This is a genomic window from Campylobacter sp. RM12654, from assembly GCF_020137585.1.
Classification (GTDB): Bacteria; Campylobacterota; Campylobacteria; order Campylobacterales; family Campylobacteraceae; genus Campylobacter_E.
Window position 1 is genome coordinate 1 of the sequence record NZ_JACGAR010000020.1, and the last position, 15,440, is coordinate 15,440.

Annotated in this window: 15 protein-coding genes and 1 pseudogene; 3 read left to right on the forward strand and 13 right to left on the reverse strand. The window is 29.7% G+C overall.

Annotated features, from left to right (window positions below):
• The 4 genes and pseudogenes from AVBRAN12654_RS07115 to pyrF all read right to left on the reverse strand — a co-directional run.
• Positions 1-192 (reverse strand): annotated as a pseudogene (locus AVBRAN12654_RS07115) (hypothetical protein); the annotation flags it as partial.
• Between the two features lie 77 nt (positions 193-269).
• Positions 270-734, reverse strand: a complete 465-nt coding sequence (locus AVBRAN12654_RS07120; protein ID WP_336614209.1) for a hypothetical protein — start codon at positions 732-734, stop codon at positions 270-272.
• 114 nt (positions 735-848) lie between these two features.
• A complete protein-coding gene (gene pyrE / locus AVBRAN12654_RS07125; RefSeq protein ID WP_214119774.1) occupies positions 849-1,454 on the reverse strand; it encodes an orotate phosphoribosyltransferase in 606 nt (201 codons plus the stop codon).
• Positions 1,447-2,172: an orotidine-5'-phosphate decarboxylase gene (gene pyrF / locus AVBRAN12654_RS07130; protein WP_214116806.1), complete on the reverse strand. Its 726-nt coding sequence runs from the start codon at positions 2,170-2,172 to the stop codon at positions 1,447-1,449. Before pyrF ends, pyrE begins: the two co-directional genes overlap by 8 nt.
• Positions 2,173-2,329: 157 nt before the next feature.
• Here pyrF and AVBRAN12654_RS07135 point away from each other — a divergent pair, with 157 nt between their 5' ends.
• Positions 2,330-2,491: a hypothetical protein gene (locus AVBRAN12654_RS07135; protein WP_214116808.1), complete on the forward strand. Its 162-nt coding sequence runs from the start codon at positions 2,330-2,332 to the stop codon at positions 2,489-2,491.
• A 23-nt stretch (positions 2,492-2,514) separates the two neighbouring features.
• Here AVBRAN12654_RS07135 and AVBRAN12654_RS07140 read toward each other — a convergent pair whose 3' ends face one another.
• Positions 2,515-3,441: a homoserine O-succinyltransferase gene (locus tag AVBRAN12654_RS07140; RefSeq protein WP_214149860.1), complete on the reverse strand. Its 927-nt coding sequence runs from the start codon at positions 3,439-3,441 to the stop codon at positions 2,515-2,517.
• Between the two features lie 89 nt (positions 3,442-3,530).
• Here AVBRAN12654_RS07140 and AVBRAN12654_RS07145 point away from each other — a divergent pair, with 89 nt between their 5' ends.
• The gene (locus AVBRAN12654_RS07145; RefSeq protein ID WP_214116812.1) at positions 3,531-4,811 is read left to right on the forward strand and encodes an O-acetylhomoserine aminocarboxypropyltransferase/cysteine synthase family protein; all 1,281 of its coding nucleotides are present in this window, start codon (positions 3,531-3,533) and stop codon (positions 4,809-4,811) included.
• Between the two features lie 49 nt (positions 4,812-4,860).
• Here the strand turns inward: AVBRAN12654_RS07145 and flgG are convergent, their stop codons facing one another.
• The 8 genes from flgG to typA form a co-directional block, all read right to left on the reverse strand.
• Complete coding sequence (gene flgG / locus AVBRAN12654_RS07150; protein ID WP_214116814.1) at positions 4,861-5,649, reverse strand: flagellar basal-body rod protein FlgG; 789 nt, start codon at positions 5,647-5,649, stop codon at positions 4,861-4,863.
• Positions 5,650-5,657: 8 nt separating this feature from the next.
• Positions 5,658-6,467, reverse strand: coding sequence for a flagellar hook-basal body protein (locus AVBRAN12654_RS07155; RefSeq protein ID WP_214116815.1), 810 nt, complete (start codon positions 6,465-6,467; stop codon positions 5,658-5,660).
• Between the two features lie 99 nt (positions 6,468-6,566).
• Complete coding sequence (locus AVBRAN12654_RS07160) at positions 6,567-7,835, reverse strand: MFS transporter (RefSeq protein WP_336606687.1); 1,269 nt, start codon at positions 7,833-7,835, stop codon at positions 6,567-6,569.
• Between the two features lie 94 nt (positions 7,836-7,929).
• Positions 7,930-8,346, reverse strand: a complete 417-nt coding sequence (locus AVBRAN12654_RS07165; RefSeq protein ID WP_336612368.1) for a ribosome maturation factor — start codon at positions 8,344-8,346, stop codon at positions 7,930-7,932.
• Positions 8,347-8,706: a 30S ribosome-binding factor RbfA gene (rbfA, locus tag AVBRAN12654_RS07170; RefSeq protein ID WP_214116821.1), complete on the reverse strand. Its 360-nt coding sequence runs from the start codon at positions 8,704-8,706 to the stop codon at positions 8,347-8,349.
• Complete coding sequence (infB, locus tag AVBRAN12654_RS07175; RefSeq protein WP_336606689.1) at positions 8,706-11,381, reverse strand: translation initiation factor IF-2; 2,676 nt, start codon at positions 11,379-11,381, stop codon at positions 8,706-8,708. The genes rbfA and infB overlap by 1 nt, the downstream gene beginning before the upstream one ends.
• A complete protein-coding gene (locus AVBRAN12654_RS07180; RefSeq protein ID WP_214116825.1) occupies positions 11,362-11,628 on the reverse strand; it encodes a DUF448 domain-containing protein in 267 nt (88 codons plus the stop codon). The genes infB and AVBRAN12654_RS07180 overlap by 20 nt, the downstream gene beginning before the upstream one ends.
• Before the next feature lie 114 nt (positions 11,629-11,742).
• Complete coding sequence (gene typA, locus AVBRAN12654_RS07185) at positions 11,743-13,548, reverse strand: translational GTPase TypA (RefSeq protein WP_214116827.1); 1,806 nt, start codon at positions 13,546-13,548, stop codon at positions 11,743-11,745.
• 120 nt (positions 13,549-13,668) lie between these two features.
• On the opposite strand from typA, the gene fliK reads away from it, so the two are divergent.
• Positions 13,669-15,306, forward strand: coding sequence for a flagellar hook-length control protein FliK (fliK, locus tag AVBRAN12654_RS07190; RefSeq protein ID WP_336614210.1), 1,638 nt, complete (start codon positions 13,669-13,671; stop codon positions 15,304-15,306).
• Positions 15,307-15,440: the final 134 nt, after the last annotated feature.

Genomic DNA, 15,440 nt, shown 5'->3' on the forward strand with positions numbered 1-15,440 from the left:
TAGTTCTGGGTCATCAAAATACATACAATTCATAAACCAGCAGTCTAACTCTTCATCTATTACAATGCGTTCTTCAAAAGGAAATTTATGATGTTGTTTGAGATACCAATCATTAGTATGCTTAATACAAATATCTACAAAAGAATATTTCTTCTCTAATCTATCATCAATAATTGCGTTTTTAAAAGCCATTTGCTTACCTTTTTTAAACCAAATTCCTACTTAAAATTCCACAATTTTTAAAGAATTTGAATTAGGATTTAAAATATTTATTCTTTTATTATTTCATCTCTTACATATACTTTATAGCCGTCAATTGTTTCCCAAGCACCAGAAAGATTATAAACATCTAATATTTCTTTAAGAAGATTTATAACTTCTTTTTCACTTAATAATTCATTGTTTTTAATATCAAAAATACTCCAAACTTTATCATATAAAACACCATCTATTGTTATATCAAAATCATAATCAAGTATAACTTCAATCAAATTACCTTTATAATATAAAACCCACAAGCCTTTACTAAGTCTTGCACGCTCTAATTCAGGGTCTAAAAAATTATAAGCTTGTATTATAAAACAATCTAATTCTTCATCTATTACTATTCTTTTCTCATCAGGCAACATACGATTTTGTTTATAGTATAAGCTATCTGTATAATTGCAAAAAATATCTGTCATTTTGTATTTTTTGTCAAGTTCTTTTGTAACTACTGCGTTCTTAAAAGCCATTATTTCTCCTTAATTTTAATTATTAAGTAAATATTATAAAAATTATTTTTTGTAAAGTAAAGAAGGTCTGAATATATTCAAATTCCAAAATCGGAATTTGAAATTAAAATTATTTTATTCTTGAGCGTCACGCCATTCGTTTAGAACTTTTACTTCTTCATCGCTTAAAAATCCACTAAATGCAGAAAATCCACTAAGCGAATAAGCAGGGCAATCAATACTCTCATAATTTTTCTTAGCTTGATTTAATTCATAGCTAAATATTGAAAACACACCTTTTACATCTAATCCGTGAGACCTAGCAGCACCAACAGCAGCAATACTTGAACCGCCACTTGAGATTAAATCTTCTAGCACAACGCAAGTGCTTCCGTGCTTAAAGCTTCCTTCAATCATCTTTGCTCTTCCGTGGGTTTTGTTTTTTGATAATATATATACTAATGGTTTGTTTAATATATCAGCCACCCAAGCTCCGTGAGCAATAGCTCCAGTAGCAGTTGCTGCTATGTAATCAACATCTCCTACTTTTTCTTTAATCAAATTCGCTAAATGATTTGCTATGATTTTACGCTCTTTTGGATAGCTAATTAACACACGATTATCACAATATATAGGGCTTTTAATACCACTTGAATATGTGAAAAATTCTTTAGTATTAATAAATATTGCTTCACAATCTTTTAATATTTTTACAACTTCACTTGCAACTTCTTTATTCATTTTCTTCTCCTTTTATACATTGAAAATAAGCTCTAATAGGATTAGAACTCTTTGTAATCATTCTACCAGCTACAATATAATCAATATTGTTTTCTATAGCAAATTTTGGCGTAGCAACCCTTGCTTGGTCATTTGCATCATTGCCTAAAAATCTAATGCCAGGCGTAAGAGCCTTAAGTCCTAAATCTTTAGCAAATTTTGCTTCATAAGCACTACTTACTATACCATCAAGACCTGCTTTTTTGCTGATTAAACAGCGTTGTTTTACGCAATCATTAATGCTTCCATTAAAGCCTAAATCATTTTTAAATTCTTCTTCTTCAAACGAAGTTAATACAGAAATTCCAAATAATTCACACTTGCTACCTAATTCATTTTTAGCATTAACAGCAGCCTTTAAAGCTTGCTCGCCTGCAAAAGAATGAAGGCTTAAAATATCAATATCATTTTTTAAAAGTGTCTTAGTAGCATTATAAATAGTATTTGGGATATCAATTAATTTTAAATCTAAAAATATATTAAAACCTAAGTCTTTTAGCTCTTTTAAAAAGTCATTTCCAGCTGTGTAGTATTGCCACATACCGACTTTTAAATAAGGCATAATTAATTTTAAATTATGCTCTTTTGCATAGTTTTCAAGATTTTTTGCTGATAGTTTTGATACAAATTCACGGCTTTGCTCTAAGGTGTCAAAATCTAATGCGATTATGGTTTTCAAATTATCTCCTTTGATTTAATAAAATTATCTCTTTTTAACTCTTTACGACTTAGCATTATGCAAAAATTTATTAAATAAAACATATTGAATTTATATTTTTAAAAGTTATTTATTACATTATTTAAATAATATAATACAAAAATCAAAAGGAGAAAAAATGGACTTTTTAGACTCATTAAAACAAATCAAAACAGATATAAAAGAAAATGAAAAGAAAAAAGAGCAAGAATTAGAACTAGCAAAAATAAAACAAAAAGAAGAAGAATTAAGACAAGATTTCATAAATTATATGAATGAAAGCGGAGTTAAAAAAATCTAATTAAGATTTAGAAAATCTAAATCTTAATTAATTGAATTAAGTTTGTCTAATTCAAAAGGTGTAGTTTGATATACATAATAATTTAGCCAGTTTATATAAACACAATTTGCGTGAGCTCTCCAAGTAAGTTTTGGGGGATTGTTTGGATTATCATCTTTATAATAATTATAAGGAATATCAACATCTAAGCCGTTTTTAATATCTCTTTTATACTCATTATCTAAAGTAGTGCGAGAGTATTCAGGATGACCTAGGACAAAAACTTGTCTTCTATCAGAACTTCTTATCAAATAGCTTCCTGCTAAATCGCTTTTAGCTAAAATCACTAAAGATTTATGATTTGCTAAGGCTAATTCATCAATTCCTGAATGCCTTGAATGTGGAGCTAAAAACACATCATCAATTCCCCTTAAAATCTCATCTTTACTATCAATTACATCGTGATAAAACACTCCGCTTAATTTCTTTTTTAAAGGAATTTTTGCAATATTGTAATGATAATTTAGCCCAAACATCGCACCATAGCATATATGAAGAGTGCTAAAAACATTGCTTTTGCTCCATTCTAAAATACTAACTAATTCATCATAATAAGTTATTTCGCTAAATTCATATTGTTCTAGCGGAGCTCCTGTTATTATCATTCCATCAAATTTTTTATGCTTTATCTCATCAAATACCAAATAATGCTCATTTAAGTGGCTTTGACAAGTGTTTTTGCTCTCGTGACTTGCTATTCTTAAAAGCGTGATTTTTACTTGTAAAGGCGTATTAGAAAGCATTCTAAGTAATTCTAATTCAGTTTCTTCTTTGATTGGCATAAGGTTTAAAATCACAAGCTCTAATGGACGAATATCTTGAGAATTTGCTCTTGCTTCGTCCATTACGAAAATATTTTCATTTTCTAGTAAAACTTTTGCTGGAAGGTTAGTTTTTATATTAACGGGCATTTTTTCTCCTTTTTTAACTAATTTTGCCATTTTTTACTTGCTAAATACTTAAAATAAAGTTAAACTAATATTTTTTTAAAGGAGAGAAAATGTTAAAACAAGATACTTTATGTATTCACGCAGGTTATGAGCCAAAAAATGGCGAAAGTAGGCAAGTGCCAATCATTCAATCAACTACTTACAAATACGATTCTTGTGAATTTATGGGAAAATTATTTGACTTAGAAGAAAGTGGATATTTTTACTCAAGAGTAGCAAATCCTACAAATGATTATGTAGCTAGTAAAATTGCTAAATTAGAAGGAGCAATTGCTGGGGTGCTAACTTCTAGCGGACAAGCAGCTATATTTTTTGCAATTACAAATATTTGTAAAGCAGGAGATCATTTAGTTTGCGTAAATGAGATTTATGGTGGAAGTATAAATCTAATAGGCGTAACGCTTAAAAAATTTGGAATTGATTGCACCTTTATTAGTGCAAATAGCACAGATGATGAAATAAGAGCAGCTATTAAAGAAAACACAAAATTAATTTACGCTGAAAGCGTATCAAATCCTGCTTTAGTAGTGCTTGATATTAAAAGATTTGCAAATATTGCTCACGAAAATGAAATTCCATTAGTAATTGATAATACTTTTGCAACTCCTATTAATTGCCAGCCTATAAAACACGGAGCTGATATTGTTATTCATTCAGCTACTAAATATCTTGATGGGCATTCAAGTGTGATTGCTGGGGTTGTGCTTGATAGCGGTAATTTTGATTGGAGTAAGTATCCTAAAAAATTTGCAGATTTTAACACCCCTGATGAGTCATATCACGGATTAATCTATACACAAAAATTTGGCAAATTAGCGTATATTGTAAAAATGATTGTTCAATTAATGAGAGATATAGGTGCTTGTTTACCTGCAACTAGTGCATATATGCTATCAACTCATATTGAAAGCCTACCTTTAAGAATGGCAAAACACTGCGAAAATGCAAAAAAAATTGCAGAATTTTTAGAAAATAATGAATATATTGAAAGCGTAAATTGCCCTATGCTAAAAAGCAGTCCTTATTATAATCTAGCTTTAGAATATATGCCTAATGGGGTTTGTGGGGTTATTAGCTTTACATTAAAAGCAAATAAAGCTAAGGCAGTTAAGTTTTTAGATAGCTTAAAATTAATAATGATAGCAACTCATGTAGCCGATGCAAGAAGCTGTATTTTACACCCTGCAAGTCATACTCATAGACAATTAAATGAAGCTGAATTAATAAAAGCTGGAGTTAGCGAAGGTCTTGTAAGGCTTTCTGTTGGTATTGAAAATGCTGATGATTTAATAGCTGATATTAAACAAGCATTAGAAGTTACTTTTAAGTAATTCGTATTTGAAATTCTTATAAAATTATAAGAATTTCAATCTATATTATTTATCTTTTAAGTCCATTTACGATTGATAGCATTTCATCACTTGTAGTGATTGCTTTAGAGTTTGCTTCATAAGCTCTTTGACCTGTGATTAAATCAGTCATTTCTTCTACTAATTGCACGTTACTCATCTCTACGAAGTTTTGCTTAATTTGACCAAAACCATTAGTCCCGCCAGTGCCAACTACAACTGCTCCACTAGCACTAGTTTCAAGGAAATTATTATCTCCTAATGCGTGTAAGCCACTAGGATTTATGAAGTTTGCTAATTCAATTTGACCTAGTTGCACTGCTTCAGGATTACCCGCTTGAATTACACTTACAACCCCATCAGTTCCTATCCCAATAGCAACTGCATCTTCAGGAATTGTAATTTCAGGGATTAATCTATATCCATCACTATTTACGATAGTTCCTTCGCTATCTAGCTTAAAAGCACCATTTCTTGTATATGCCGTAGTGCCATCAGGTAGCTGAACTTGGAAAAAACCATTACCGGCTATTACCATATCTAATTGATTGCCTGTTTCTTTGAAATATCCTTGTGTAAATTGCTTTGTAATTGCTGTTGGGCGAACCCCAAGACCTACTTCAATACCTGTTGGACTTTGCGTTGTTGTGCTTGTGCTAGTGCCTGCGTATTCCATTACTTGATACATTAAATCAGCAAATTCTGCTCTATTTTTTTTGTATCCCATAGTATTTACATTGGCAATATTATGAGATGTTGTATCAATTTGCGTTTGCTGTGCTATCATTCCTGTTGCTGCTGTATATAAAGACCTAAGCATTTTTACTCCTATTTAACATTTGCTAATTTATTTATTGCGTCGCTATTTAGCTCATCCATATGGCTAGTCATTACTTTTTGATACATTTCAACTAAACGATGAGTTTCTATAAGACCTACCATTTCATTAACGGCATTTACATTACTCATTTCTAAAAACCCACTCGCAAGCGCATTTGAACCCTCAAAATCTTGCATTTTAGTTAAATCATCTAATTTATAAAGATTATCTCCTATCTTTTCTAAATCCCTTGTATCATCCATCCTAGCTACAAAAATCCTATTTGCTACTTCACCATCTAAATAGACATTTCCATCTGAATCAATAGTTAATCTTTGATTATCTCCTACTTGAATGCCATCATTTGCAGGGTCTTCAAAATAATTTGAGCTTAATAATCTATCTCCATTTTTTGTAACTATAAAGCCATCTTCATCTAGGCTAAATGCTCCATTTTTGCTAAATTTCACACTACCATCTGATGAGCGAACCATAAAAAAACAATCACTTCTTTTGATTGCAATATCTAAAGGATTGTTGGTCGGACGGATTGCACCTACGCTAAAATCTGTGTATTCTATATCAATATTAGGAACTCTATTTATGGTTTGATTTATATATTTTGCAGCTTGTTTTGTATGATTATCAATTGGCATATTTTGCATTTCTTCATCATAAAGCCTTTTAAAATCAGCAATTACTACATTATCTCTTTTATAACCTGCAGTATTTACATTAGCTAAATTATTAGAGATAACATTTAAGCGATTTAGTTGAGTAACCATTGCTCCTGTAGCTTGATAAAATCCGTTTTGCATAACTTTCCTTAAATATTTTATATTTTGATAAAAGCAAAACTTATTCCAAAATAAGATAAACTTCTAAAAATTTTAGAGTTTATCTTAAAATCAAATTCTTTATTTTTTATTTTTCATAATTTTGTCAAAAAATACAGAATTTAAAAAAGCCATTAAGCATATGAAAATAATGTAATATCCACTACCAATATCAAATTTTCCGTGTGATTGAACTACGATAATTGGAGTTAAAAATCCTGCTATTGCATAAGCTAAATTATAAGAAAATCCTATGCCTGTATATCTAATACTAGCCTTATAAAGCCTACACATAAATAATGATGTAAAATTAACAATACCACCAAAAAACGCCGAAGCAAAATAAAATATACAAGTTGAAGCAAAATCCTTTAAAACATATAAAGAATAAAAATACATAGTGCTAGTAAAAACTAATAAAATAGCAAAAATTTTGCAAATTAAACTAGCTTTAAATCTATCAGCCAATGCCCCGCAAACAACAAGTCCAATCATCATACTAACACTAGCAATAATTTGCAAGCTAGTATTTAAAGCAGGATTGATATTTAAAATACCTTTCATAAAATTAGGCATCATTATTAAAAATACTAAAACACAAGCAGTAAGAACAATAGTTAAAAACATTGATAAAATTATTTCCATTTTATAATCTTTAATGACTGATTTTATAGGAAAATCGCTTAATTGCTTTTCAGCTTGAAGTTGCTTAAAAATAGGAGTTTCTTGCAAAAATCTTCTAAGATAAATGCTAATTAGACCAAAAATACCACCGATTAAGAAAGGAATTCTATACGCATAATCTTTTATTTCATCTTCTGTGAAATTTAGTTGAAGCAATAACGCACTTAAAGCTCCTAAAGTAATACCACCACAAACCCCACTAGTTAAAACTCCTAAAAATAATGCCTTTTTATTATCAGGACTATGCTCATATATAAAAGCCCAAGCACCAGGTAACTCTCCACCAATCGCAACGCCTTGAACTAATCTAATAGCTAATAAAATAGCAATAGCAAAATAGCCAATTTGCTCATAAGTAGGCATAATCGCAAAAATAAATGTAGGAATTACCATTAAAATAATGCTTAATAAAAACATATTTTTCCTACCAAACTTATCGCCAAAATGTGCCATTATAACTCCACCTAATGGACGAGCTAAATACCCTGCAGCAAAAGCTCCATAAGTATTTAATAATTTTATACTCTCATCAAGCTCTTTTGGAAAAAAATGATGTGTAAAATACGGAGTAAATAATGCAAATATAATAAAATCATAAAATTCTAATGTCCCACCTAATGCACTTAATGCTAAGGTTTTTGTATCTTTTTTTGTAATAGTTTTCATCAAATTCCTTTAAATTTCTTTGTTTTTTTATTTCTAATTTTGATTTTGTTAATGATTATTAATTTGAGTAAGAGTATATAGGTAAGGCTTTGCCTTACCAATAGATATAAGTTTTTGTAGATTTAATATCTGCGTAGTTTAAAATTGTGCCATCTTCTAAAGTGATTTTTTCATCATCAGCACCAAGTAATTTTGAGATAATTTCTTCTTTTTCTTTAGTTTTAATTTTTAATATCTCACCTATACTAAGTTTAAAATGCTCTATTTTAGTAAGCTTTCTTTCAAGTCCAGGAGAGCTTACTTCTAAAAAGTATTTTTCATCTGTAGGTGGATTTAAATCAAGTATAGGAGAAATCAATCTACTAAATTGCTCGCAATCATCAAGGCTAACTGATTTACTTTCTCCATCTTTTAAGATGAAAATTCTATAAATAAAGTTATTGCCTTCTTTTGCTAATTCAGTATCATAAATCACTAAATTAAGCTGTTTAGCTAAATTCTCTAGCTCCATTTATTTCTTTTCCTTATTAATTTGCTTAAATAATTCTTCTATTCTATTAATTTTATCTAAACTATCGTCAAACCTAAAATGAAAATTTGGACATCTATACATACCAAGCGCTCCTAAGCAATGAGCTTGCAATACTTTACTAACTCTTTTTAGCTTAGAAAGAACTAAATTTTGTTCATCTTTTGTAAGCGACATTTTATCTAAATATATAAAAGCATCATAACGACCCTTTTTACAATCTACATCATTTACTAATAGACCGCTTAATAAAGGATCATCTAAGTTTGCTAAAGCTTCTCCTACTAATTCCTTTAGCAAACTTTGTGTTCTTAGGCGTTTTATTTGTGCTTTATCATTCATTATAAACTAGCCTTACTTTGAACTTCTTTATAACTTTCTATAAAATCGCCTTCTCTCATATCGTTAAATCCAACGATACCAACACCACATTCATAACCTTTGCTAACTTCTCTAGCGTCGTCTTTAAAGCGTTTAAGTGAACTAATCTCTCCTTCAAACACTACAACACCTTCACGAATAACACGGATTTTAGCCCCTCTTACTATACTTCCATCAGTTACCATACATCCTGCTATTTGTCCTACTTTTGGCACATTGATTACTTGTCTAATTTCAGCTTGTCCGAGTTGCTCTTCGCTAATAATAGGACTCATTAAACCACCTAAAATAGCCTTAATCTCATCAATTAGATTGTAAATTACATTATATGTTTTAATCTCAACCTTAGCTTCTTTTGCTTTTTCCTTAATATCCCCCGTTGGACGAACATTAAAGCCAACTATAACACCACCGCTAGCTTGTGCTAAAGCAATATCTCCTTGAGATATTCCACCAACACCACCTAAAACAATATCAACTTTTACCTCATCATTTGAAAGCTTTTCAAGACTTCCTCTAATAGCTTCTAATGTTCCACCTACATCGGCTTTTAAAATAACAGGTAATGATTTTAAATTCCCTTCTTTAATTTTTGCACTTAATTCATCAAGGCTTACTTTTGTTGATTTGCTTAATTCTTTTTGTCTTAAATATTCGTGGCGTTTTTGTGCATAATCTCTTGCTTCTTTATCAGTCGCAACACTAATTAATGTTTCACCTGCATCAGGAATTTCATTAAGACCCATAATTACACCACACTCGCCTGGTAAAATCTCTTTTAATGCATTACCTTTGCTATCTGTAATGCTTTTTACCCTACCATAAGCAATGCCTGCTACAACGGTATCTCCTACTCTTAGCGTTCCATTTTCCATAATCACAGTAGTTACTACACCACGACCTTTTTGTAAAGAACTTTCAACTATATTTGCTTTTGCAGCTGTATTTTTATTTGCTTTAAGCTCTAAAATTTCAGCTTGTAATAAGATAATTTCAAGTAAATCTTCAATTCCAGTTCCCTTTAAAGCACTAATATGAACGAATTCATGACTTCCACCCCACTCAGTTGGCATAATATCAAGCTCTGCTAATTGGGTTTTAACTCTATCAGGATTTGCTGCTTCTTTATCTATTTTATTAACAGCGATGATGATTGGAACACCAGCTGCTTTTGCATGCGAAATTGCTTCTTTTGTTTGTGGTTTTACACCATCATCAGCAGCTACAACAATAATTACTATATCAGTAACACTAGCACCCCTAGCTCTCATAGCTGAAAATGCTTCGTGACCTGGAGTATCAATAAAGGTTATATTTTTACCATTTTTATTAACCATATAAGCACCAACGTGCTGAGTAATTCCACCTGCTTCGCCACTTGCTACACGACTATTTCTAATATAATCAAGCAAACTTGTCTTACCATGATCAACATGACCCATAATTGTTACAACAGGAACTTTAATATCTTTTAATTCTTCTTGATTTTCTTCATAATCAGCAACATAATCAAATTGTGCAGTCTCATCAAAAAAGCTTATTTCAATTCCAAACTCAAGTCCTAAAATCTCAATAGTTTCTTCATCTAAGAAATCATTTTTAGTAGTCATCATTCCTTGCATAAATAATTTTGAGATTAATTCGCTATCTTTTTTACCTAACTTCTCTGCTAATTCATAAAGTCTTATTTCTTTAGGAATTTTAATACTTGTAATTTCTTCGCTACTTTGTTCTTTTTTATATGCTTTTGATTTTTTACGGCGAGACCTTGCTATTGAAGTATTTGTAAATTGATTGATTTGGTTATTAAATGCACTTCTTAATGAAGTTTGTGCCTTTGCAGGCTTTTCAATATCTTCTTTTCTTTCATTAAATGAAAAATCAGGCATAACCACAACATCATCTTCATCATCATTAATCTCTGCAAAATTAGTATCAAAATCCATCTTAGATGAACTTTCTTTTCTTGCTGCTGGAACTATTTTTTTAGCTTTTTTCTTTTTTAAGCTTTCATCTGTGCTAAATATTGAAGCAAACGATACGGGCTCTTTTGATTGAGCTTTAGGCTTAACCTCTTCTTTAACTTCTTCTTTTACTGCATTTTTCTTCTTAATGATTACTAAGCCACGGCGTTTTTCAAGCCCACTTCTTGCAAGACTTACAGGTTCTTCTTGCACTAATTCTTCTTTTGCTATTTCTTTGCTTTTCATTTCTTCTTTAACTTCTACCTTAGTGATTTTTTCTTCTACTATTTTTTCTTCTTTAGTTTCTTGTTTATCTTCTTTGGTTTCTTCTTTAAGAATTTCTTTTTGTTTGCTTTCAGTTTTTTTTGTTTTTTCAATCTTTTCAGTCTTTGTACTTTTTTCAGCTTTTTCAGTTTTACTTTTTGTAGTTTTAGAAGTAGTTGATTTTGTACTAGATTTTTTGGCACTTTTACTTGATTTTGCAACTTCATCTTTTAAAATTTGTTGAATTGTTCCATTTTTTAAATACTCATATATTGCTGCTGCTACATCTTCACTTACAGCTTTTTGAGGTGATTTATAATCAAATCCTAATTCATTAATTTTTTCTAAAGTTTCTTTATTTTGATAACCTAATTCCGCTGCTATTTCACTAATTTTTATATTCGCCATTTAAAAACCTTTCTTTTAATTTACTAGCAAGTTCTTTTTTATCTATATTAATTTTTATAACTTTTTGCAAAGACTTTAAAAAATCACTATCATCTTTTTTAAGGCATTCATCACATAAATACATACTTCTACCGCTATTAAATTGAAATAAAACTTCATTTAAAGACACTTGAAAACGCTTTAAATCAGTTTGATTTTTTCTAATCTTGCAAATAATACACATTCTAATAGGTTTTGCTTTTTTCATAATCTTTTAATTTTAATTGTTTTTGCTTAACAGAAGTCTTAAAAGCTTTATTTTCAAACATTTTAATTTTCTATTCTAAATTCTTTAAAAGATTTAGAATAGAAAGAATAAAAATTAAGATTTAGATTTTTCCATACGGCGTCTTAGAGTTGGGTCTAAATAACGCTTTCTAATACGAATATTAATTGGAGTTACTTCTACTAATTCATCTTCTTCAATCCACTCCATAGCACGCTCTAAAGTAGGTTTTCTAGGTGGAACTAATTTAATAGCATCATCACTACCACTAGCACGAACATTGGTTAGGTTTTTACCTTTTATAGGATTTACATCAAGGTCATTCGGACGACTATGCTCGCCTATAATCATACCAACATAAGTTTTTGCTTGAGGGTCTATAAATAAAACACCCCTATCTTGAAGATTCCATAATGAATAAGCTAATGCAACACCATTTTCCATACTCACTAATGCTCCATTTTGGCGTTTTTCAACACTACCAACAAAAGGTCTAAATTCCATAAAACTATGATTCATTATACCTTCACCTTTTGTATCTGTTAAAAACTGACTTCTAAATCCAATTAGCCCACGAGCAGGAATTTCAAACTCAAGTCTAGTTTGTCCATCTCCTGTTGGAACCATACTTTTCATCTCAGCTCTTCTTCTTCCAAGCTTTTCAATAACCGTTCCACTAAACTCATCAGGAACATCAATAACTAGATTTTCAAAAGGCTCTGTTTTAACTCCATTTTCAATTTTTACGATAACTTCAGGGCGTCCAAGACAAAACTCAAAACCTTCTCTTCTCATATTTTCAGCTAAAATCGTAATTTGTAATTCACCACGACCGCTTACTTTAAACTTACCTTCGCCAATATTTTCATATTTCATAGCGATATTTGTCTTCATTTCGCTTTCTAATCTTTCAGCGATTTTATTACTTGTAACATGCTTTCCTTCAGTTCCTGCTAAAGGTCCATCATTTACGCTAAATACAACGCTTAAAGTAGGTTCTTCTATATGCAGTGGGTCAAGTGGCATAGGATTGCTAGGATCAACTACGCTATCTCCAACATCTAAAGCATCAAAACCTGCAATTGCTACGATATCTCCTGTGCTAGCACTATCAATATCCATTTTTTCTAAACCTAAAAATCCAATTAGTTTTGAAATTCTTCCTGTGTGTTTTGTCCCATCAGCCTTAGCTAACATTACATTTTGATTTTTTGAAATTGTTCCATTGAAAATTCTAGCAATTCCAATTTTACCAACGAAGTTATCATAACCCAATGTAAATACTTGTAATTGTAAAGGATTTTCATTACTACCACTTGGTGCTGGAACATGCTCAATTATCTTGTCAAATAAAGGTTGCATATCCTTACTATCATCATCTAATTCATTTTTTGCAATACCTTCTTTTCCAATTGCATAAATTACAGGGAAATCTAATTGCTCATCAGTTGCATCAAGTGCAGCAAAAAGGTCAAATACTTCATTAATTACTCTATCAGGTTCAGCTGCAGCTTTGTCTATTTTATTTACCACAACTATTGGTCTAAGACCTAATGCTAATGCTTTTTTAACAACGAATTTAGTTTGTGGCATAACACCTTCTTGAGCATCAACGATTAATAAAACCCCATCAATCATCTTTAAAACACGCTCAACTTCTCCACCAAAATCTGCGTGGCCTGGAGTATCAATTATGTTAATTTTTGTGCCTTTATAATTAATTGCTGTGTTTTTTGAAAGAATTGTAATTCCACGCTCTTTTTCAATATCATTACTATCCATAACGCGTTCATCAACTTGGTCTCTTTCGCTAAATGTTCCTGATTGTTTTAATAACTGATCAACCATTGTAGTCTTACCATGATCAACGTGTGCGATTACTGCTATATTTCTAATACTCAATGTTTTCTCCTTGATTTTAAAGTAAAAGTTTAATTAATTTAGGTTAATTTTTAAATATGAAATCACAAAAACTTGGAACGAATTTTGCTAAATCTCATCAAGTTTTAAACAAGGATTATTATGAAAGATTTATTAATTTTACAAGATGTAAAAAATCTAAATTCTAAAAAAGGTAAAGGCTCTAAAAAATCTGGTGGAGAAGGTTTTGCTGATTTATTATTTAATCAAACCGATGTAAAAGATACTAAAAATTTATTGGTAATGCAAAATGTATTTAAAGCAAAAAATGAAATAAAAAATAAAGATGTAAAACAATTTAGTAATATAAATCTAGCTTCAACTTTATTAAATGAAAAAACAAGCAAACAAGAGCCAAATTTATTAGCAAGTCTTTTACAAAATCCAAAAACTCTACAAGATAAAGTATCAAAAATAGTGCAAAATGCAAAAGAAATGAATGAATTTTTACCTAAAAGATTGCAAATAAGTGATGCTGAAATTATGCAAGATATTAAGACTTCTATGGAAGATGTTGAATATGGAAAAGAACTTTTAGATGATTTGAATTTCGTTCAGATTTTAGATTTTTTAGACATATTAAAGCAAGATAAAAAAAATGTAAAATTAAATGATTTTTTTAACTTAAAAAATATTGTTAATAATAAAGCTAGTTTAGAAAGTTTTGCAAATACAAATAGCGTTCATTCATTAGTAGAACTTGCAAAAGAGCATAAATTAGGGCTTAGCAATATAACTTATGAAAAAATTAAAAATAATGAATATAACGAGCAAATTTTTGCTAAACCATATCCTAAATTATATGAGCAAAATTTCTTCTCACACGCATTAAACAAAAATACAAAAATTGAAGAGAATTTAAAAAATACTGAAATTAAAAAACCAAATTTAGAAAGTTTATTATCAGTAAAAAGTGAAAAAATTGTATCTAATAATACAAACGAACCTATTATAAACGCTGAAAAAACTCTAAAAACTGGGGCTTTAAATGAGTTATTAAGCAAAATTACAAATGATGATAAAAAACAAACTAAAGATATAAAAGAAGAAGCATTTAAAATCGTTTCAAAAGATATAGAAACACAAAGTCCAAAAATCACTCCGAACACAATTAAAAATGATATAAAAGATATACAAATTCAAGCAAATAAAACTCAAATTCAAACCCAAGAAACAAAAGAAAATGAAAATAAAATTCTACCTGAATTAAATATAGTAGAAGAAAATTTGCAAGATAATTTAGATGAAAACTCAAACCAAACTCAAGATAATAAAGAAAAGCTAAATCTACCACAAAATCTTAAAGTTGATTTTTTAAATCCTAATAAAGAACTTAGTAAAGAACAAACTAAATTAGTAATTGATAATTTTACAAGAGATTTTAAGGAAGAAATAGAAAAATTCAAAGCTCCAAGCCATAAAGTTAGCATTAATTTAAATCCTAAAGAATTAGGAGAAGTTAATGTCACTATGATTGCAAGGGGTAATAACTTACATATAAATCTTAATTCAAACAATGCAAATACTCTAAATCTTTTCATAGCAAATCAGCAAGAATTTAAAAATAGCCTTGTAAATATGGGCTTTACGGGTCTTGCTATGAATTTTGGAGATAAAAAAGAAGGTTCAAATCATCAAGAGCAGCAAAAAGCTCGTAAAAAATATGAAGAAATTGAAGAATTAGAAAGCACAAGCGATATGCCAAGTGGAATTAATGCTGTGCTTTATAGATATTTTTAAAGGGGTAAAAAATGTTGGTTTCAATTTTATTAATAAGTTCAATGATAATTTTAGCAGTAAGCTTTGCTGCTAAAATATATTTTAAAGATAGTTAAAATAATTAAAGCCTTTATTATTTAGGCTTTAATTAAAAT

What these genes read in the sequence shown, in the direction of transcription:
- AVBRAN12654_RS07120 (WP_336614209.1), bottom strand. Translation starts at nt 734, where the DNA reads ATGGCTTTTAAGAACGCAGTAGTTACAAAAGAACTTGACAAAAAATAC.
- pyrE (WP_214119774.1), bottom strand. Translation starts at nt 1,454, where the DNA reads ATGAATAAAGAAGTTGCAAGTGAAGTTGTAAAAATATTAAAAGATTGT.
- AVBRAN12654_RS07135 (WP_214116808.1), top strand. Translation starts at nt 2,330, where the DNA reads ATGGACTTTTTAGACTCATTAAAACAAATCAAAACAGATATAAAAGAA.
- AVBRAN12654_RS07140 (WP_214149860.1), bottom strand. Translation starts at nt 3,441, where the DNA reads ATGCCCGTTAATATAAAAACTAACCTTCCAGCAAAAGTTTTACTAGAA.
- AVBRAN12654_RS07145 (WP_214116812.1), top strand. Translation starts at nt 3,531, where the DNA reads ATGTTAAAACAAGATACTTTATGTATTCACGCAGGTTATGAGCCAAAA.
- flgG (WP_214116814.1), bottom strand. Translation starts at nt 5,649, where the DNA reads ATGCTTAGGTCTTTATATACAGCAGCAACAGGAATGATAGCACAGCAA.
- AVBRAN12654_RS07155 (WP_214116815.1), bottom strand. Translation starts at nt 6,467, where the DNA reads ATGCAAAACGGATTTTATCAAGCTACAGGAGCAATGGTTACTCAACTA.
- AVBRAN12654_RS07160 (WP_336606687.1), bottom strand. Translation starts at nt 7,835, where the DNA reads ATGAAAACTATTACAAAAAAAGATACAAAAACCTTAGCATTAAGTGCA.
- AVBRAN12654_RS07165 (WP_336612368.1), bottom strand. Translation starts at nt 8,346, where the DNA reads ATGGAGCTAGAGAATTTAGCTAAACAGCTTAATTTAGTGATTTATGAT.
- rbfA (WP_214116821.1), bottom strand. Translation starts at nt 8,706, where the DNA reads ATGAATGATAAAGCACAAATAAAACGCCTAAGAACACAAAGTTTGCTA.
- infB (WP_336606689.1), bottom strand. Translation starts at nt 11,381, where the DNA reads ATGGCGAATATAAAAATTAGTGAAATAGCAGCGGAATTAGGTTATCAA.
- AVBRAN12654_RS07180 (WP_214116825.1), bottom strand. Translation starts at nt 11,628, where the DNA reads ATGAAAAAAGCAAAACCTATTAGAATGTGTATTATTTGCAAGATTAGA.
- fliK (WP_336614210.1), top strand. Translation starts at nt 13,669, where the DNA reads ATGAAAGATTTATTAATTTTACAAGATGTAAAAAATCTAAATTCTAAA.